Source organism: Micromonospora haikouensis (assembly GCF_000876225.1).
GTDB classification, from domain to species: Bacteria; Actinomycetota; Actinomycetes; order Mycobacteriales; family Micromonosporaceae; genus Micromonospora; species Micromonospora haikouensis.
Genome location: NZ_JXSX01000003.1, coordinates 1,909,744 through 1,929,023, shown reverse-complemented (window position 1 = coordinate 1,929,023; position 19,280 = coordinate 1,909,744). Strand labels below are relative to the sequence as shown.

Genomic DNA, 19,280 nt, shown 5'->3' with positions numbered 1-19,280 from the left:
GCGCCGCCGGCCACGACGGCCGGAAGGCGGCGAGAGAGCGGGCCGGCTACTCCCCGGGGGTCCAGCCGAGGTGCGCCGACATCCGGGCGGCGGCCTCGGTCACGCTCCGGATGGTCGCGCTCCGGACGGCGTCGGCGGCGAACCGGCCGGACGAACCGGCGAGCGTCACGCTGGCGGTCGCCCGACCGGTCGAGGTGAAGACCGGGGCGGCGACCGCCCAGACGCCCTCGTCGAGCTCGTCGGCGGCGATGTCGTAGCCCCGGTCCCGGATGACCGGCAGGCGCTCCAGGACGGCGTCGACGGTGTGCGGGCTCGACGGCGTGAACTCGCCGAGCGCGCTCCCGCCGAGCAGCTCCGCGGCGACCGTCGGCGGCAGGTACGCAAGGAGCACCCGGGCCGCCGCGGCCGCGTTCAGCGGCATGACCTGCCCCAGTCGCACGAAGAGCCGGAGCGGATAGGTGCCCTCCACCAACGAGACGCAGACGGCCTCGCTGCCGTGCAACTCGGTCAGGAAGACCGTCTCGCCGGTGGCCTGGGACAGCTCGCGCACGACGGTCGTGAGCGACTGCATGCCGCCGGCACCGCTCACGTTCTTCTCGGTCAGATCGCGTACGGCCGGACCGAGGAAGTAGCGCAGATCGATCGGCGAGCGGCTGACGAACCGCTGTTCGCGCAGCACGGCGAGGATGCGGTGCATGCTCCCCAGTGGGATGTCGAGCGCCAGGTGGAGTTCCTGGAGGGTCATGCCGTCAGGCCGGCCGGACAGCGCCTGGAGGACCTGGAGCGCGCGCACGACGGGTTGCATCCCCCCACCCTATGGAGCACACGGCGGCCGGCCGTGCGGGGGTGGCCGGGTCTGCGGCAGACCGGGCGGCAGACCCCGCACGGCCCAGGCGATCGGACACGGGCCGCAGGAATCCGGACGGACGCACCCGCGCCGCTCGGGTCCGGCCCGCGTCCTGCGCCACCATCGCAGCCATGGGCATCTCCGACCGCAGTGCCGCGCCCCCGACCGACACCCGGGCCGGCGCGGCACGCCGACCGGCTCTGCTCCGCCGCTGGCCGAGCCTGCTCGGCCTGGCCGTGGCCACGGCGACACTGGCGGCCGGGGCCGACCGGGAGGGGCTGTCGATCACGGTCGCCGTCGCGGCCCTGTGCTACCTGGGCGCCGCCGCGCTGGGCCGCCCCTGGGTGGCCTGGGCCGGCGTCGGCGGCGGCGGGATGGTGGTGGCGGCGAGCGAACTGGCGGGGGCGCCGTGGTGGGCCGGCGTGGGCGTCGTCGCGGCGCTGCTGGTCGTCGCCGGCCTGGCCGGCGGGGTGCCGCGTGCGCCGCTGGCCGCCCAGGCGGCGGCCCTGCTCGGTTACGGGGGGCTCGCCGTCACCGCCGTCCTCGTCGACCCGCGCGTCGGGCTGGTGCTGGCCGGGCTCGCGCTGGCCGGGCACGGGATCTGGGACGCGATCCACTACCGGCGGGCCGCGGTCGTGCCGCGGTCGCTGGCGGAGTTCTGCATGCTGCTGGACGTGCCGCTGGGCGTGGGCTTCCTCGTCCTGGCCGCCGTCGCGGGGCCGCCGCAGTGACCCGGTCCACCCGGCGGCAGCGGGCGGACCCCGACGGATCGCCCGAGATTTACCTGACTAAAGTCAGGCACATGGACACGGAGCTTGTCGCGACGGTACGGCGGTTCAACCGGACCGTGACCCAACGGGTGGGCGCGCTGGACGACGCGTACATGGCGCGCGGGCGGCCCCTCGCCCAGGCGCGCCTGCTGTGGGAGATCGGCCCGGACGGCGCCGAGGTCGCGGCGCTGCGGAGCCGACTCGGCCTGGACTCCGGGCACCTCAGCCGGCTCCTGCGCGCCCTGGAGGGCGACGGGCTCGTCACCGTCGCGCCGGCCGGCGGCGACGGCCGCGTCCGGCAGGCCACCCTCACCGACGCCGGCCGGGCCGAGTGGTCCACGCTCGACGAGCGTTCCGACGCGTTCGCCTGGTCGATCCTCGAACCGCTCACCGGGCCCCGCCGCACCCGGCTCGTCGCGGCGATGGCCGAGGTGGAGCGGTTGCTCGTCGCGTCGATGGTGACCATCGAACCGTGCCCGCCGGGCGACCCGCGGGCGCGGGTGTGCGTGCGGGCCTACGCCCGCGACGTCGCCCGGCGCTTCGACGACGGCTTCGACCCCGCGCTGAGCAGCCCGCTCGGCGACGACGAGCTGAGCCCACCCGCCGGGGTGTTCCTGCTGGCCACCCTCGACGCCGAGCCCGTCGGCTGCGGCGCGGTGAAGCTGCACCCCGGCGCGCCGGCCGAGATCAAACGCGTGTGGGTCTCCGAGGCGGTGCGCGGCCTCGGCGTCGGCCGGCGGCTGCTCGACGAGCTGGAGCGGTACGCCGCCACGCGTGGCTGGACCGCCGTCCGGTTGGACACCAACCGCAACCTCACCGAGGCGCTCGCCCTGTACCGCTCCGCCGGGTACCGCGAGGTCGAGCCGTTCAACACCGAGCGCTACGCCCACCACTGGTTCGAGAAGCGCCTCGTCCCCTGACCGGCCGGGCCGACCGCCCACGCTGTCCGGTAGCCGACCCCCGACCGCCGCGAATCCCCGTACGGTGGGCGCGGGAAACCGGCGGGTGATCCGCCGGAGGACGGGAGCACGATGACCGGCACCCCGCAGTGGCACGCCACCGCCGACGGGATCGAGGACGAGCTGGTCCGGCTGGCGATCCGGGCGGTGGCCCCCGACGAGGAGCCGCTGCTGGCCTTCCTCGCGCCCGCCTACCGACGCCGTCCGGGCCACTGGCGGCGGGACCCGGCCCGGCTGGTGCGGGTGGGCGGCGGCGAGGCCGGGGGCGGCGGCTTCGACGAGGCCGTCGCGCCGCTGCTGCCGTACGTGCTGGTCCTCACCGGCATCGCGCTGGAGGCCCTGCGCGACGGCGTGCGGGAGCACGCCACCGACGCCGTCCGCGGCGGCCTGCGCACCCTGCGCCTGCGCTGGCGGGCCCGGCGGTCCACCGCGCTCCCCCCGCCGCCGGCGGCGCTGCGGCTGCGGCCCGGGCAGTTGCTGCGCATCGAGGAGGTCGTCACCGCCGCCGCCCGCGACCCGGCCTGGGAGCTGACCGAGGACCAGGTCGCGCTGCTGCGCGACGCGGTGCGCGACGCGTTCGCCCAGCGCTTCGGCGTCGACGGTGGCGATGCCGACGGCGACTGAGGGCGCCGGCCCGCCCGCCGGGCCGGCCGGCGCGGTCGCACCCCCGCTGCCCTCGGCCACCCTCGGCCGGTTCGTCGCCGCGGTGACCGCGGTGGTGGGCACGAGCATGTTCGGTTGGCAGACCGTGCTCGTCGACAGGGAGGCCACCCGCCAGCGCGCGGAGTGCGTCGCCGGGCTCAGCGACCTTCCGGCCCCCGTCGACGTGCGCACGGGCACGGTCAACGAGGAGAGCCTGGCCGCGGTGCAGCAGTGCCTCGGCACCCTGCGGGGGGACTCGCTGCGCCAGATGGCCGTGGGGCTCGCCGTGCTCGCGGCGGCGACCGCCGCCGTCTACCTCGCCGCGCCCTGGTGCGAGCGTTGGCTGCGCGACCTGCGCCGACTCGACCGGGTCCCCGGCACCGGGGCGCTGCGGTCCGCGCTGGCCGGCCTGGTCCGGGAGGCGGGCCTACGCCGGCCGCCGGTGTTCGTGGTGTCCCGGTCCGCCCGGGTCAGCGGCAACACCTTCGGCGCCGGTCCCCTGCGGTACGTCCGGCTGGACCTCGGCCTCGTGCACGCCCACCGGACCGCGCCACCGCTGTTCCGGGCCGTCGTCCTGCACGAGCTGGCCCACGTGCGCAACGCCGACGTCCACCTCACCCGGCTGGCCATCGCCCAGTCCTGGGCGTTCCCCCTGGCCGTCCTCGTCCCGGTCGCGGTCAACTACGTCGGCTCCGTGCCCGTGCGACGGCTGCTCGACGACGGCTGGAGACTCGCCGCCTTCGCGCTGATCGTGCAGGTGTCGGTGTGGTCGGTGCTGCGCGCCCGGGAGTTCGCCGCCGACGCCCGCCTCACCGGCGACGACCGGGCGGCCGCGCGGGCGCTGCTCGCCGGCGACCGCCGCCGGAGCGGCCGGTGGGCCCGCCTCGGCTCGGTGTTCCGGTTCCATCCGCTCGCCCAGGCCCGGGTCGACACGTTGGCACACCCCGGACGCCGGTTCGCCGCCCGCCCGGTGGAGGCGCTCGGCGCGGGCCTCGCCGCCGGGATCGCCGCGCCGCCCCTGGTGGACCTGATGTCCAGCCTGCCCCGGCAGCTGCCGGGGCTGGACCGGCTGACCGGCGGGGCCGCCGTCGCCGGGCTGCTGCTCGGCGTGCCGCTCGCGCTGGTCACCACCGGCGCGCTGTGGCGCTGCGCCTGGTGGGCGCGGCACACCGGCACCGCCGCCGCCACGGGCACGACGTTCGGCGCGGCCCTGGCCTGCGGCCTGGCCGTCGGCCGCCGGCTGTCCTGGGTCACCGCGTACACCGACCAGCACCGGGCCTGGTGGATCGAGATCACCCTCGGTCTGCTGTGGATCGTCGGCGGGGCGCTGCTCGGCCGCTGGGTCGCCGGCGGCGCGCGGGCGTACCTGCGACGCGTCGCGCCGACGGACACCCGCCGGACCCGGCTGGCCTGGGCCGGCGCGGTGTCGGCCACCTCGGTGCTCACCGCCGGCTACGTGGCGTCCCTGCTCGTGCTGGACACGGCGACCCTCGACGGTGCGACCACCATGCTGCGTCTGGTCGCCGCACGCGAGGGGCATCCGGACACGGTCACCCCGCTGACCCTGGTGGACCTGTTCGGCTTCCTCCTGCGTACCGTCTCCGCCCAGGCGCCGTACGTGTTCGTCCTGCCGCTGCTCGCGCTGCTGTACCCGGCGCTGGCCGCCCGCCGCGCCAGCCGGCGGGCGGTGCGCCTGGGTGTCGTGGCCGGCGGCGTCGGCGCCCTGCTGGTGCCGCTGGCGCCGCTCGGCCTCGGCCTGGTCGCGCGCGACCCGGGGCTCAGCGCCACGACCACGGCGGCCGTGGTCGACGGGCACACCCTGGTCCCGGTCACGTTCGTCGAGCTGACCATCGCCGTCGCCGCGGTCGCCACCCGACGCCTGTCGGTGCCGCACGCTTTGCTCGCCGCCCTCACGGCGGGGCTGCTGCTGGCCCCGGCCATCCTGACCGCCGACACCCTGGTGTCCTGCGTGACCGGCGCCGCGATCGGCTGCGGCCCGGTCGTCGACCGGGTCGCCGTCGACCGGATCCTCACCCACGCCCTCGTCGTCGCCCCGACGGTGGCGGTGCTCGCCGCCACCGTCGGGGCCGCCCTGGCCGCCGGGCTGGCCGGCTCCGCGCGCCGCCGGCGCGGGACGGCGGCCGGGCTCGCCGTCGGGCTCGCCGCCGCCGGCACGGTCGCGCCGGTGCTCTTCCGCCCGACGGCCACGGCGACCGTGAGCCGGGACCCCTGCCTGGTCGGGGTGTGGCGGCTCACGGACGGCCGCTACCACCTGCTCGTCCCGGCCGACTCGCTGCTCGGCGGCCTGGCCGGCCTCACCCGCGACGCCACCCTCGACCTCGCCAGCGGGGCCGAGGACGGCTTCGCCACCGCCTACCGCGCCGACGGCACGGCGACGGACCTCTACGACCTGACCGCCGCCCGCGGCACGCTCGGCGGAAACCCCGTGCGATACACGCAGCGGGGCGTGCAGACCTACCGCTGGTCGACCGCCGGCGGGCGGTACCGCCAGTACGACCAGGTCAACCCGGGCGTCGAGACGGTGGTACGGGTCGGTGACCGCGAGGCGGACCTGCCTGTGTGGCCGGAGGAGAACACGGGCACCTACCGCTGCGACGACGACCGGCTGACCGTCCGCCTGGAGTACGACGACGGGGCGTGGAGCGAGGAGTCGTTCGTGCGCAGTCCCGCCTGAGTCGGGACGGGGCTGCGCGGCGGCGGGTCGAGAGGGCGGCGCGGCCGCCGGACGCGGACCCGCATGGAGCCGTGGAGCCATGGCATCGACGTGGAGACGGCACGGAGTAGTCTGGCTCCATGTCGGACGAACCCGGGCCCCGCCGGCGAGCGCGTGGCGAGATCGAGGAGCTGCCCAGCGGGTCACTGCGGGTCCGGGTGTACGCCGGGATCGACCCCGTGTCGAAGCGACGCCGCTATCTCACCCGGACCGTGCCGGCCGGGCCGGGCGCGGCCGAGACGGCCGAGACGGTGCGGGCCGAGCTGCTCGACACGGCAGGCCGGCAGCACCGGCCGAGCGTCCGCGCGCAGGCCGGCCCGGCGGCGGTCGGTTCGCCGGCCGCCCGCCCGCCGGCCGCCGCGCCCGTGCCGCAGCGGACGGGCGGCACGGCGGGTGCCGAACGGCGCGGGCGAAGGCGGGGGGAACACACGCTCACCACCATCGCGCGCCTCGCGGACGTGTCGGTGCCGACGGTGTCGAAGGTGCTCAACGGGCGGTCGGGGGTCGCCGCCCAGACCCGGTCCCGGGTGGAGGCCCTGCTGCGGGAGCACGGCTACCGCCGGCCGGAGCTGGGCACCCCGAGCGCCATCGTGGAGGTGGTCTTCTACGGGATGCAGAGCAACCTGGCGGTGGCGATCATGCACGGGGTGGAGCAGGTCGCCGGCGAGCACCGGCTGGCCGTCGGCTTCACCGACGCCCGGCGGCAGTTGTCGCAGGGCCGCTTCTGGTCCCGCGACCTGCTGGCGCGGCGACCGACCGGGGTGATCGCGGTGCACCTCGGCTTCACCTCCGAGCAGCACGCCCTGCTGCGGGCGAGCGCGATCCCGCTGGTGGTGCTGGATCCCACGGACGAGCTGCCGTTGCACACCGTCCCCTCGGTGACGGCGACGAACTGGAGCGGCGGCTTCGAGGCCGCCCGGCACCTGCTCGACCTGGGCCATCGCCGGATCGCCGTGATCACCGGCCCGACCGAGCGGCTCTGCGCCCGGGCGAGGCTGGACGGGGCCCGGGCGGCGATGGAGGCCGCCGGGGTCGGGCTGGAGCCGAGGCTGCTGCGCACGGGCACCTGGTTCTCCTTCGAGGACGGTCTCAGCCTCGGCCAGGACCTGCTGCGCCTCAACCCGACCCCGACGGCGGTGCTGTGCGGCAACGACCTGCAGGCGCTGGGGGTCTACGAGGCCGCCCGCCTGACCGGCCGACGCATCCCGCAGGATCTCAGCGTCGTGGGCTTCGACGACATCCCGCACACCAGGCTGTGCGGCCCGACGATGACGTCGGTGCAGCAGCCGCTGACGGACATGGGGGCCGCCGCGGCCCGGATGGTGCTGGCCCTGGCCACCAACCAGCGCCTCCCCCAGACCCGCGTCGAGCTGGCGACCACGCTCGTCGTACGCGACAGCACCGCCGCTCCCGGCACCTGGTAACCGACGCCCCGGCGGTTCCTCGGAAACCTCTCCTTGTCGTCGCCGACTTGTTTCGGTAGCATCCGAACCGATCGATACCACCCGTCCCATGCGCACAGGCCGCCGAGCACGGCGGCACGGCGAAGAAGGAAGGTGCCTCTCCAGGCCACCCGCCACCGGCTCGGCGCCCGTCCGCGATCCGTGATGACGAACATCACGGTTTGCCGCCGTAGTCCGGCCGTTTTCTCCAGCCCACCCGACACCACCGCCGCGTAGACTCTCGCTGATTTGGCGTTGTCCACGGCGGTATGTCTGCGTGCCCCGAGGTCGATGCCCGACGAAGCATCGGTCCGGCCAACCGGCCCCCACGGGCCGGACGGGCGCACGGAGAGGTGGGTGGGATGACCGCACGCGGTCCTGCGATGAGGGACGTGGCCCGCCTCGCCGGGGTGTCGCACCAGACCGTGTCGCGCGTCCTCAACGGGCACCCCAACGTCCGGGAACAGACCCGGCTGCGGGTGCAGGCCGCGATCAGCCAGCTCGGCTACCGCCCCAACCGGGCGGCCCGCGCGCTGGTCACCGGGCGGTCCCAGGTGCTGGGCGTCGTGGCGCTCAACACCACCCTCTACGGCCCGGCGTCCCTGCTGTCGGCCTTCGAGCTCGCCGCGGCCGAGGCGGGCTTCGCCGTCAGCGTGGGCAGCGTGCGCAACCTGGACCGCGATTCCATCACCGCTGTCGTCGAACGACACCTGGCGCACCGGGTCGCCGGGATCGTGGTGATCGCGCCCGTGGAGTCCGCCGCCGAGGCATTGGACTGCCTGCCCACCGACATCCCGCTGGTCACCGTCGACGGCGATCCGCGCCGGCCGGAGCCGCTGGTCACCATCGACCAGGTGGAGGGGGGCCGGCTGGCCACCCAGCATCTGCTCGACGCGGGCCACCGGACGGTCTGGCACGTCTCCGGCCCGGGCGACTGGTTCGACAGCGCCGGCCGGATCGCGGGGTGGCGGGAGACGTTGCGGGCGGCGGGGGCGGAGGCGCCCCCCGTGTTGCAGGCGGACTGGTCGGCGGCGTCGGGGTACCGCTGCGGGCAGATGCTGGCGCGGACGCCGGGAGTGACCGCCATCTTCACCGCCAACGACGATCTCGCCCTGGGCGTGCTGCACGCGCTGCACGAGCACGGCCGACGGGTGCCGGAGGAGGTCAGCGTCGTCGGGTTCGACGACGTGCCGGACGCGGCCTACTTCATCCCGCCCCTGACCACCGTCCGCCCCGACTTCGACACCGTGGCGAAGGCCAGCCTCACCCTGCTGCTGGCACAGATCGAGTCCGGCGTCGACCGCACGCTGCGGCAGACCGTCTCCCCGACGCTGATCACGCGCAGCAGCGTGGCCCCGCCGCCCGAGTGACCCCGACGCCGGCCGTGCCGCGGCGGCGCCCCTCCACCACGGGTTGATAGCGGTAACATGCCGGCCCGCCCGACGGCGAGCCCCCAGCGGCCTGGCCCGCGTCGGCGGCGTCAGCCCTCACAGCCGCGCAAGGTGGCCTTCTACCCGCGCAAACGCGCCCACATCGTAGCCGTAAGAACCTCGATATAGTCATCACCTTGAATCAATCCAGGCGTCGAACGTAATATGTCTGTCGTCGCATGTGAACGTTAACGCGAGCTGTTCCAGTCGGGCCCGGCGGCGTGCCGGCCCGACAACCTGTCCTCGGGCCGCAGTCCCCCGTCCCTGGCCCGGCACCCCTTGGAGGTCCGATGTCCCTGTCCATCAACCGACGACGGCTGTTGCAGGCCGCCGGCGCGACCGCGGTCGCCTCCGCGGCCGGCACCACGTTCGCCGACGCACAACCGGCCGCCGCGGCGCTGGTGGTCCCGCCGGCCCGACCGGACACCGGCGTCTCGGCGTACCCGTTCGAGCTGGGCCAGGTGCGGCTGACCGCCGGCCGCTGGCTGGACAACCAGAACCGGACGCTGAGCTACCTGCGGTTCGTCGACGTCGACCGGCTGCTGTACAACTTCCGCGCCAACCACCGGCTGTCCACCAACGGCGCCGCGTCCAACGGCGGCTGGGACGCCCCGTCGTTCCCGTTCCGCACGCACATGCAGGGGCACTTCCTGACCGCCTGGGCCCAGGCGTACGCGGTCCTCGGCGACACCACCTGCCGCGACAAGGCGAACTACATGGTCGCCGAGCTGGCCAAGTGCCAGGCGAACAACGGCGCGGCCGGGTTCACCGCGGGCTACCTGTCCGGGTTCCCCGAGTCGGACTTCGCGGCGCTGGAGGCGCGCACGCTGTCCAACGGCAACGTGCCCTACTACTGCATCCACAAGACCCTCATCGGGCTGCTGGACGTCTGGCGCTACATCGGCAACACCCAGGCCCGCACCGTCCTGCTGGCCCTGGCCGGCTGGGTCGACACCCGCACGTCCCGGCTGAGCTCCAGCCAGATGCAGAACATGCTGGGCACCGAGTTCGGCGGCATGAACGAGGCGCTGGCCGACCTCTACCAGTACACCGGCGACGGCCGCTGGCTCACCGTCGCCCAGCGGTTCGACCACGCCGCCGTGTTCAACCCGCTCGCCAGCAACTCCGACCAGCTCAACGGGCTGCACGCCAACACGCAGGTGCCCAAGTGGATCGGCGCGGCGCGCGAGTTCAAGGCGACCGGCACCACGCGGTACCGCGACATCGCCAGCAACGCGTGGAACATGACCGTCAACGCGCACACGTACGTCATCGGCGGCAACAGCCAGGCCGAGCACTTCCGCCCGCCCAACGCGATCTCCGGCTATCTCACCAACGACACGTGCGAGCACTGCAACACGGTCAACATGCTGAAGCTGACCCGGGAGCTGTGGCTGATCGACCCCAACCGGGCGGCGTACTTCGACTTCTTCGAGCGCGCGCTGGCCAACCACGTCATCGGCGCCCAGAACCCGGCCGACGGCCACGGCCACGTCACCTACTTCACCCCGCTCAAGCCGGGTGGCCGGCGGGGCGTGGGCCCCGCGTGGGGCGGCGGCACCTGGAGCACCGACTACAACTCGTTCTGGTGCTGCCAGGGCACCGGCCTGGAGGTCAACACCAGGCTGATGGACTCGATCTACTTCTACAACGGCACCACGCTCACCGTGAACCTGTTCGCGCCGTCGACGCTGAACTGGTCCCAGCGCGGCATCACGGTCACCCAGAGCACCAACTACCCGGTCGGTGACACCACCACCCTGAGCCTTTCCGGCACCATGAGCGGCTCGTGGAGCATCCGGGTGCGCATCCCGGCGTGGGCCACCGGCGCGACGGTCGCCGTCAACGGCGCGACGCAGAGCGTGGACACCACGCCCGGCAGCTACGCCACGGTCACCCGCACCTGGGCCGCGGGCGACACCGTCACCGTACGGCTGCCGATGCGGGTCGTGCTCTCGCCCGCCAACGACAACGCCGCCGTGGCCGCCGTCACCTACGGCCCGATGGTGCTGGCCGGCAACTACGGCAACACCACCCTGAACGCCCTGCCCTCGCTCAACGCCACGTCGGTCACCCGGACCAGCACCAGCTCGCTCGCGTTCACCGCGACCGCCAACGGCGCCACGGTCAACCTCGCGCCGTTCCAGGACGCGCACGGCTACAACTACACCGTCTACTGGAGCGTCAGCGGCGGCACCGGCACCACCACCCACAAGCTGGTCAACGTCGGCAGCGGCCTGGTGCTCGGCATCCAGAACATGTCCACCGCCGACGGCGGGCTCGCCCTCCAGTGGGGCGACACCGGCACCGCCGACCACAACTGGGTCGTCGTGACCGAGGGCGGCAACGTCAAGTTCCGCAACGTCAACAGCGGCAAGGTCCTCGGCGTCGAGAACATGTCCACCGCCGACAACGCCCGCGTCCTGCAGTGGGCCGACAACGGCACCGCCGACCACCTCTGGACCCTGCTGAGCCAGGGCGACGGCACCTACAAGATCCGCAACGTCAACAGCGGCAAGCTGCTCGGCATCCTCAATGGCTCCACGGCCCAGGGGGCGCAGGCCGTACAGGATTCCGACAACGGCAGCGCCGACAACCGCTGGCGGCTCGTCGCCAACGGCTAGGTCCCGCCCGCGGATCGTGAGCGGGTCGCGCCGGTGGCGTCGTCGCCGGCGTGGCCCGCTCCCCCACGCGCGGTGCGGGCCGGTCGGACCTCGCCGGCCCGACGGTGCGCCCCGGCGCTGACGGTCCGCTTCCTGTCGGCCTGCGCCGCTACGATGGCCGCCGTGCAGTTCGGGGTGCTCGGGCCGCTCGCCGTCACCACCGACGCCGGCGAGCCGGTCCTCGTTCCCGGCGCGAAGGTCCGGGTGCTGCTGGCCGTGCTGCTGACCAACCGCAACCGGGTGGTGTCGGCGGACCGCCTGATCGACGACGTCTGGGGCGCCGACGCGCCGGCCAACCCGGGCGGCGCGCTGCAGGTACGGGTGTCCCAGTTGCGCCGGGCGCTCAACGACGCCGAGCCGGGCGCCCGCGGCCTGGTCGAGTCCCGCCCGCCCGGCTACCTGCTGCGCACCCGGGCGGTGGACGCCGACCGGTTCGCCGGGCTGGCCGGGTCGACCGACGTCGAACGGCTGGCCGCCGCGCTCGCGCTGTGGCGCGGCGACGCGTACGCCGACGTGGCCGACGCCGGGTTCGTCCACGCCGAGGCGACCCGGCTGGCCGAGCAGCGCCTCGCCGTGCACGAGCGGCTCGCCGCCGCCCGCCTGGCCCGGGGCGAGCACGACCTCGTCGCCGCCGACCTCGCGGAGCTGGTGACCCGGCACCCGCTGCGGGAGGGCCTGCGGGCGCTGCACCTGCGCGCGTTGTACGCGGCGGGCCGGCAGTCCGAAGCCCTGGACAGCTACGCCGACCTGCGCGACCGGCTCGCCACGGAGCTGGGGCTCGACCCGGGGCCGGAGCTGGTCGCCCTGCACCGCCGGATCCTCGCCCAGGATTCCGGCCTGAGCGCGCCGCCGCGCGCCGCGATCGTGCGCGACAGCCTGCCGGCTCGGCTCGACGAGCTGGTCGGGCGGGCCGGGGCCCTGGCGGAGCTGCGCGCCGTGCTGCCGGGGCGGCGCCTGGTCACGCTGGTCGGGCCGGGTGGCGTCGGCAAGACCCGGCTGGCCACCGAGGTGGCCCGCGAGCCGGCGGGGCCCGACGGCGGCTGCCTGGTCGAGCTGGCCCCGCTGCCGGCCGGTGACCCGCGCGTCGCCGACCGGGTGCTCGACGCGCTGGGCCTGCGGGAGCCGCCGGGCGCCGCCGTCCCCGCCGCCGACCGGCTCTGCGCCGCGCTGCGGCACCGGCGGGTGCTGCTCGTGCTCGACAACTGTGAGCACGTGGTCGACGCGGTCGCCACGCTGGTGGCCCGGCTGCTGCGGGACGCGCCCGCGGTCACCGTGCTGGCCACCAGCAGGGAACCCCTCGGCCTGACCGGCGAGCTGCTGTGGGAGGTGCCGCCGCTGGCCCTGCCCGAGGACGACGGCGACGTCGACGCGGTCCGGCGCTCGGCGGCGGCCCGGCTGTTCGCCGTCCGGGCCGCCGCGCGGCAGCGCGGATTCCGCCTCGACGAGCGGACCGCACCCGCCGTGGCCCAGCTCTGTCGTCGGCTGGACGGCCTGCCGTTGGCCCTCGAGCTGGCCGCGACCCGGGTGCGCGCGCTCGGCCTGTGGGGCGTCGTGGACCGCCTCGACGACCGGTTCCGGCTGCTCACCACACAGCAGCGCGACGTGCCGGCGCGGCAGCGCACGCTGGCGGCGGTGATCGGCTGGAGCTGGGACCTGCTGGCCGAGGCCGACCGGCACGTGCTGGCCCGGCTCGTCGTGTTTTGCGACGGCTGCCCGGCGGAGGCGGCCGAACGGGTGTGCGGGGCCGACGTCGACACGCTGACCCGGCTGGTGGACCGTTCGCTGGTGGTGCTGGACGAGACGCCCGACGGCCCGCGCTACCGGCTGCTCGAGTCCGTCGCCGCGTTCTGCGCCGAGCGGCTCACGGACGCCGACGACGTCCGGGCACGGCACGCGGCGTACTACACGGAGTTGGCCGAACGCGCGGACCCGCAGCTGCGCGACGCCGACCAGCGGCGGTGGCTGTCCCGGCTCGACGCCGAGGCCGGCAACCTGGCGGTGGCGCTGACGCACGGCGGCGGGCTGCGGCTGGCCACCGCCCTGAGCTGGTACTGGTTCCTGCGGGGCCGACTCACCGAGGCGGGGCGGGCGCTGACGGCGCGCGGCGAGCCGGCGCAGGAGGCCCGCGCCGCGCCCTGGCGGGTCGGCTTCGCGCTGTTGCGGGGCGAGCGGATCGCGCCGGGCGAGGTCCGCGCCGCGCTGGCCGGCGCGGTCGACGGCCGGGCAGCGTGGTTCGTCGCGCACGCGCTGATCGACCGCAGCGAGCTGGCGTTGGCGGCGGAGCTGCTGCCCGTCGCCTGCGCCGACCCCTGGGTCGAGGCCGCGGTGCTCTGCTCCCGGGCCAAGCTGGCGCACGCCACCGGTGATCTCGCCGTGCTGGAACGCGCCGGAGGCCGCAGCGCGGCGCTGTTCGCCGCGATCGGCGACCGGTGGGGCCGGTTGCAGGCCACCGACTGGGTGGGCGGCCTGGCCGAGATGCGCGGCGAGCACGAGCGCGCGGCGTCCCTGCACCGGGAAGGGCTGCGCTGCGCCGAGGAGCTGTCCCTGCGGCCGGAGGTGGGCAGCAAGCTGTCCTGGCTCGCGTGGCTCGCGGTGCAGACCGGCGACCACGGGCGCGCCCGGGAGCTGGCCGGTCGCGCGTACGCGCTGGCGGCGGAGCAGGACGCCCCGGCCGCGCTGGTCTTCGCCGAGACCACCCTCGGCGTCGCCGCCCGCCGGGCGGGCGACCTGGACGTGGCCACCGGTCACCTGACGCGCGTCGCCGAACGGGGTCGCCGCGAGGCGCGGCCCGCGCTCTACCTGCCGATGGTGCTCGTCGAGCTGGGCTACGCCGCCGAGCAGGGCGGTGACCGGGCCGCCGGGCTGGCCCTGCACCTGGAGGCGTTCGACGCCGCGCGGGCGATGGGTTCGCCCCGGGATGCCGCCGCCGCCCTGGAGGGGATGGCGTCGGCGGTGGGGCCGCCCGAGGCCGGCGCCGCGCTGCTGGGGGCCGCCGCCGCTGCCCGGCTGGCCGCGCAGGCCCCGGCCGCGCCCGCGGAGCGCGCCGAGACCGACCGGGTGGCCGGGCGCCTCGCCGCCACGCTCGGGCGGGAACGCTTCGACGCGCTGTTCGCCGAGGGTGGGCGGCTGGACCCGGTCGAGGCGCGGGCCCAGGCCCGGGCGGCCGTCACCCGACCGGCCCTGGCCGGTACGAGGCGATGACCACGCCGCTCTTCATGACCCTGGTGTCGATCAGCTCGAACGATGCCGTGAAGTCGGCCAGGGGCGCCGTCATGCTGGCGCCGCCGGTGAGGACGGGGTGGATCCAGAACCGCACCTCGTCCACCAGGCCCGCCCTGACCAGCTGCGCGGTGACCGAGCCGAAGCCGTACTGGATGATGTCCCTGCCCTCCTGGGCCTTGAGCTTGCGGACCTCCGCCACCAGGTCGCCCCGGAGCACCCGGGTGTTGTTCCAGGTGGGGTCGGTCAGCGTGGTCGAGGCGACATACTTGCGGACGTTGTTGAAGTAGGCGGCGCCGGTGGTCGGGTCGCTCTCGTCCTGGGCCGGCCAGGCGACGGACATGCCGTCGTACGTGACGCGGCCCATCAGCACCGCGTCGGCGGCGTCGGTCTGCGCCCCGGCGAAGGCGCTGGCCTCGTCGTCGAAGTACGGCATGGTCCACATCGGGTTCTCGATCACGCCGTCGAGGGTGACGTAGGTCGAGTTGATCAGCTTGCGCATCGGGGCTCCCGTGTCGGTGGCGCTCGTGGTGACACCGACACCCTGCCGGATCCCGCTTACGGTTCGCTTCAGGTCCGCGCGCGGGGGCGACGCGTTCATTGACAGGCATGAGAACCCGAACTACGGTGCGCCAGGAAAGCGCTTTCACGCACGGCACCCGCCGGCCTCCCCACCCGTCCCCCGGAGGTTCCTCCACCATGCGCAGAAGCCGCCGACGGTCCCTGCTCGCCGTCGCCACCGCCGCCCTCACCACCGCCCTGCTCGGCCTGACCCAGCTCGGCGGCGCCCAGTCCGCGTACGCCGCCACGCTGTTCAGCGACGACTTCGCCGACGGCGACACCGCCGGCTGGTCGAAGTCCGGCGGGACCTGGTCGGTCGTCGCCGACGACAGCCCCGCCCTGCAACAGGCCAAGGCCGACACCGACAACGCGCGCCTGTTCGCCGGCACGTCGTCCTGGGCCGACTACACCGTCCAGGCCCGGGTCAAGGCCCTGACCCTGCCGGCCGACGGGGCCGTGGCCCTGCTCGCCCGGGCCTCCGGCTCGACCACCTACTACCGGCTGGCCCTGCTGCCCGGCAACCAGGTCCGGCTGGAGGCGGTACGCAGCGGCGCGGCGACCACCCTGGGCACGCTCTCCCGGACCGTCGCCACCGACACCTGGTACACGCTGCGCATCGAGGCCGCCGGGTCGACCGTGCGCGGGTGGGTCGACGGCGTCCAGGTCGGCTCCGGCAGCGGCAGCATCGCCACCGGCCGCATCGGCGTGCAGACCCGCTACGCGACCGCCCGCTACGACGACGTGACGGTCACCAGCGGCACCACCACCCCCACCACGCCACCGACCGGCACTCCCCCGACGGCCACCCCCACCGCGACGCCGACGACCACACCCCCCGCCTCGCCGACCCCGACGCCCACCGGCACCCCGCCGGCCACCGGCACGGTGGTCGTCGCCAAGGACGGCAGCGGCACCTACACCAGCGTGCAGGCGGCGGTGGACGCCGTGCCCGCCGGCAACACCATCCCGCGCACCATCGTCATCCGGCCCGGCACCTACCGGGAACTGGTCACCATCCCCGCCGACAAGCCCCACCTCACCTTCGTCGGCTCCACCGGCGACGCCCGCGACGTGGTCATCACCTACGACAACGCCTCGGGCACCCCGAAGCCGGACGGCGGCACCTACGGCACCTCGGGCAGCGCCTCGGTGACCATCGACGGCAGCGACTTCACCGCCCGGCACCTGACCTTCGCCAACAGCTTCGACGAGGCCGCGCACGACTACAGCGCCGAGCAGGCCGTCGCCGTGCTCACCCGCGCCGACCGGCTGGTCTTCGACAACGTCCGGTTCCTCGGCAACCAGGACACCCTCTACCACAACAGCGCCAACAGCAGCACCATCGGCCGCGCGTACTTCCGCAACTGCTACGTCGAGGGCGACGTCGACTTCATCTTCGGCCGGGGCACCGGGGTCTTCGACCGCTGCGAGATCAGGTCGCTCGACCGTGGGTCGTCGAGCAACAACGGGTACGTCACCGCGCCGTCCACGATGATCGGCAACCCGTACGGCTTCCTGTTCGTCGGCTGCACCCTGACCACCGACTCGGCCGCCGCCCAGAGCGTGCACCTCGGCCGGCCGTGGCACCCCAGCGGCGACGTCAACGCGATCGGCCAGGTCGTGTTCCGCGACAGCGTCCTCGGGGCGCACGTCAAGGACTCCCCGTGGACCGACATGTCCGGGTTCTCGTGGCGCGACGCCCGGTTCTTCGAGTACCGCAACAGCGGCCCCGGCGCGACGGTCACCGCCGACCGCCCGCAGCTGACCGACGCCCAGGCGCCCACCTACACGGCGCAGCAGTACCTGGCCGGCTCGGACGGCTGGAACCCGATCCACTGACCGGCCCCGGTACGCGGGGGCGGCGGGACCACGCACCACCCCCGCGTACCGGCGGGTAACCTCCCGCCATGACGCACGAACGCGAGATCACCGCCCCCGTCGACCTCTGCCTGCCCGACGGGCGGCTCGACCCGGCGGCGGTCGGCTGGACCCGCCGCCCCCTGCACCGGGCGAACCTGCGGGGCTGGGGGCGGACCAAGCGCTGGGAGTACTGGGGCGTCGTCACCCCCGCCCACGTGATCGGGGTCGTCGTGTCGTCGCTGGACTACGCCGGCGTACACAGCGTCTACGTGCTCGACCGCGCCACCGGCGAGGAGGTCGTCACCGAGGCGGTGGTGCCGCTGGCCCGCGGGGTGACGCTGCCCGAGCGCAGCGGCGTCGGCCCCGTCACCGCGCGCGGGCCGGTGACCGTCGACGTCGACCAGCGCCCCGACGGGACCACCCTGCGCGCCACCGCCGGCGACGTCGAGGTCGACCTGGCCATGCCGCTGCCCGCCGGCCACGAGTCGCTCGGGGTGGTCGTGCCGTGGGGCCAACGACGGTTCCAGTACACCGTCAAGGACGTCGGACGGCCCGTGCACGGCCGGCTGCGCGTCGGCGGCACGTGGCACGACGTCCCCGCCGACGGCTCGTTCGCCGTGCTCGACCACGGCCGCGGACGGTGGCCGTACTCGATCGCCTGGAACTGGGCGGCGGGCAGCGGGCCCGGCCGGGCCGTCCAGCTCGGCGGGAAGTGGACCGACGGCACCGGCAGCACCGAGAACGGGCTGTTCGTCGCCGGCCGGCTCCACAAGATCGGCGACGAGCTGCGCTGGACGTACGACCGGTCCGACTGGCTACGCCCGTGGCGGATCACCGGCGACCGGGTGGACGTGACGCTGCACCCGTTCCACGAGCGGGCCGCCCGCACCAACCTCGGCGTGGTGGCCAACGAGACGCACCAGTGCTTCGGGCACTTCACCGGCTGGGCGGCCACCGACGACGGCGAGCGGGTCGACCTCGACGGGCTGGTCGGGTGGGCCGAGGAGGCCCGCAACCGCTGGTAGCCACGCCGACACCGGCCTGCCCCACACCGCGCCCACGTCCCGTTCAGCGCAGCAGGCGCACCGCGCCCGGCACGGCGGTCACCGTCACCGGCAGGTCGAGGCACCGCTCCCCGTCGGCGTACGTGGTGATCCCCTCGGCGGCCAGCTCCACGGTGCGGGCCCGGTGGGTGCTCACCAGCGGATGCCGCACGTGGGTGCCCCGGTAGATGCGCGGCTTCACCCGGATCAGGGTGCGCCGGTCGAACCGGCCGCCGACCACCACGTCCAGCAGGCCGTCCGTCGGGTCCGCGTCGGGGCAGATCCGCATGCCGCCGCCGTAGCTGGCGCAGTTGCCGACCGCCACCAGCACCGCGTCGCACTCCAGCGGCTCGCCGTCGAGCCGCAGGGTGTAGCGGCGCGGGCGCAGCCGGGCCAGCTCCACCAGGATCGCCAGGTCGTAGCGGCGGGGGCCGCGCGGGCGGCGCATCCGGTTGGCCCGCTCGTTGACGATCGCGTCGAAGCCGGCGGCGAGCACCGCCCCGTACCACCGGGTGTCGCCGCCGGGGCCGGTCAGCCGGGCCAGGTCCACCGGCCGGGTCCGGCCCTCGCGCAGCGCGGCGGCGACGGTCTCGACGGCGGCGAGCGGGTCGGCGGGAAAGCCGGTGTCGGCCGCGAAGTCGTTGCCGGTGCCGGCCGGCACCGGAGCGAACGGCACGCCCGTGCCGGCCACCGCCTGCAGGCCGCGGTGCACCGTGCCGTCGCCGCCGACGGTGACCAGGGCGGCGGCCCCGTCGGCGACGGCGGCCCGGCACGCCGCCTCGGCCTGCGCGCCCGTGCCCGCCTCCAGCAGCCGCACCGGGCGGCCGGCCGTCGCGAGCCGGTCCAGCAGGCGCGGCAGCAGGCTCCCGTGCCGCCCGCGCCCGGCCGTGGGGTTGGCGAGCACGGCGACGGGACCGTCGGGACGCGGCCCGGGGGCGGGGTGGTCGGCTGCGGTCACGGCGAGCACCGTACCGCCCGCTCGCCCGCCCCGGCACCGGCCTGCCGGCCCGCGCGGGACGGCCCTCGCGTCGGGCGGGCGGGAATCGTCGCCGAACCAATCTGCCGTCGCGTTGAACGACCGGCGGGCCAACCCCGTACGTTCCGGTGAAG

General features: G+C 75.3%; 13 protein-coding genes. 10 read left to right on the top strand and 3 right to left on the bottom strand.

The annotated features are described in order from the left end of the window. Positions 1-46 precede the first annotated feature (46 nt). Positions 47-805, bottom strand: a complete 759-nt coding sequence (locus tag TK50_RS29580; protein WP_082106749.1) for an IclR family transcriptional regulator — start codon at positions 803-805, stop codon at positions 47-49. A 173-nt stretch (positions 806-978) separates the two neighbouring features. On the opposite strand from TK50_RS29580, the gene TK50_RS29575 reads away from it, so the two are divergent. The 8 genes from TK50_RS29575 (at position 979) to TK50_RS29540 (ending at position 14,688) form a co-directional block, all read left to right on the top strand. Then, positions 979-1,578: a hypothetical protein gene (locus tag TK50_RS29575; RefSeq protein ID WP_043968845.1), complete on the top strand. Its 600-nt coding sequence runs from the start codon at positions 979-981 to the stop codon at positions 1,576-1,578. A 71-nt stretch (positions 1,579-1,649) separates the two neighbouring features. Continuing rightward, the gene (locus tag TK50_RS29570; RefSeq protein WP_043968844.1) at positions 1,650-2,537 is read left to right on the top strand and encodes a bifunctional helix-turn-helix transcriptional regulator/GNAT family N-acetyltransferase; all 888 of its coding nucleotides are present in this window, start codon (positions 1,650-1,652) and stop codon (positions 2,535-2,537) included. 111 nt (positions 2,538-2,648) lie between these two features. After that, a complete protein-coding gene (locus tag TK50_RS29565; protein WP_043968843.1) occupies positions 2,649-3,200 on the top strand; it encodes a hypothetical protein in 552 nt (183 codons plus the stop codon). Continuing rightward, positions 3,184-5,913: a M48 family metalloprotease gene (locus TK50_RS29560; protein WP_144420431.1), complete on the top strand. Its 2,730-nt coding sequence runs from the start codon at positions 3,184-3,186 to the stop codon at positions 5,911-5,913. The genes TK50_RS29565 and TK50_RS29560 overlap by 17 nt, the downstream gene beginning before the upstream one ends. Before the next feature lie 119 nt (positions 5,914-6,032). Then, the gene (locus tag TK50_RS29555; RefSeq protein ID WP_082106747.1) at positions 6,033-7,376 is read left to right on the top strand and encodes a LacI family DNA-binding transcriptional regulator; all 1,344 of its coding nucleotides are present in this window, start codon (positions 6,033-6,035) and stop codon (positions 7,374-7,376) included. Between the two features lie 380 nt (positions 7,377-7,756). Beyond that, positions 7,757-8,764: a LacI family DNA-binding transcriptional regulator gene (locus TK50_RS29550; RefSeq protein WP_043968841.1), complete on the top strand. Its 1,008-nt coding sequence runs from the start codon at positions 7,757-7,759 to the stop codon at positions 8,762-8,764. Between the two features lie 350 nt (positions 8,765-9,114). Then, positions 9,115-11,448 (top strand): beta-L-arabinofuranosidase domain-containing protein, encoded by a 2,334-nt coding sequence (locus TK50_RS29545; RefSeq protein WP_043968839.1) that lies wholly within the window; start codon positions 9,115-9,117, stop codon positions 11,446-11,448. 162 nt (positions 11,449-11,610) lie between these two features. Continuing rightward, on the top strand, positions 11,611-14,688 hold the full coding sequence (locus TK50_RS29540) for an AfsR/SARP family transcriptional regulator (RefSeq protein ID WP_043969550.1): 3,078 nt from the start codon (positions 11,611-11,613) through the stop codon (positions 14,686-14,688). Here the strand turns inward: TK50_RS29540 and TK50_RS29535 are convergent. After that, positions 14,654-15,208 (bottom strand): dihydrofolate reductase family protein, encoded by a 555-nt coding sequence (locus TK50_RS29535; protein ID WP_043968838.1) that lies wholly within the window; start codon positions 15,206-15,208, stop codon positions 14,654-14,656. The two genes, TK50_RS29540 and TK50_RS29535, sit on opposite strands and share 35 nt — an antisense overlap. Before the next feature lie 197 nt (positions 15,209-15,405). On the opposite strand from TK50_RS29535, the gene TK50_RS35280 reads away from it, so the two are divergent. Together TK50_RS35280 and TK50_RS29525 are read left to right on the top strand one after the other, a co-directional pair. Further along, complete coding sequence (locus TK50_RS35280) at positions 15,406-17,106, top strand: pectinesterase family protein (RefSeq protein ID WP_144420430.1); 1,701 nt, start codon at positions 15,406-15,408, stop codon at positions 17,104-17,106. Between the two features lie 68 nt (positions 17,107-17,174). Further along, complete coding sequence (locus TK50_RS29525; RefSeq protein ID WP_043968837.1) at positions 17,175-18,152, top strand: DUF2804 domain-containing protein; 978 nt, start codon at positions 17,175-17,177, stop codon at positions 18,150-18,152. Between the two features lie 43 nt (positions 18,153-18,195). Here the strand turns inward: TK50_RS29525 and TK50_RS29520 are convergent, their stop codons facing one another. Beyond that, on the bottom strand, positions 18,196-19,137 hold the full coding sequence (locus TK50_RS29520; RefSeq protein ID WP_043968836.1) for a diacylglycerol kinase family protein: 942 nt from the start codon (positions 19,135-19,137) through the stop codon (positions 18,196-18,198). Positions 19,138-19,280 lie beyond the last annotated feature (143 nt).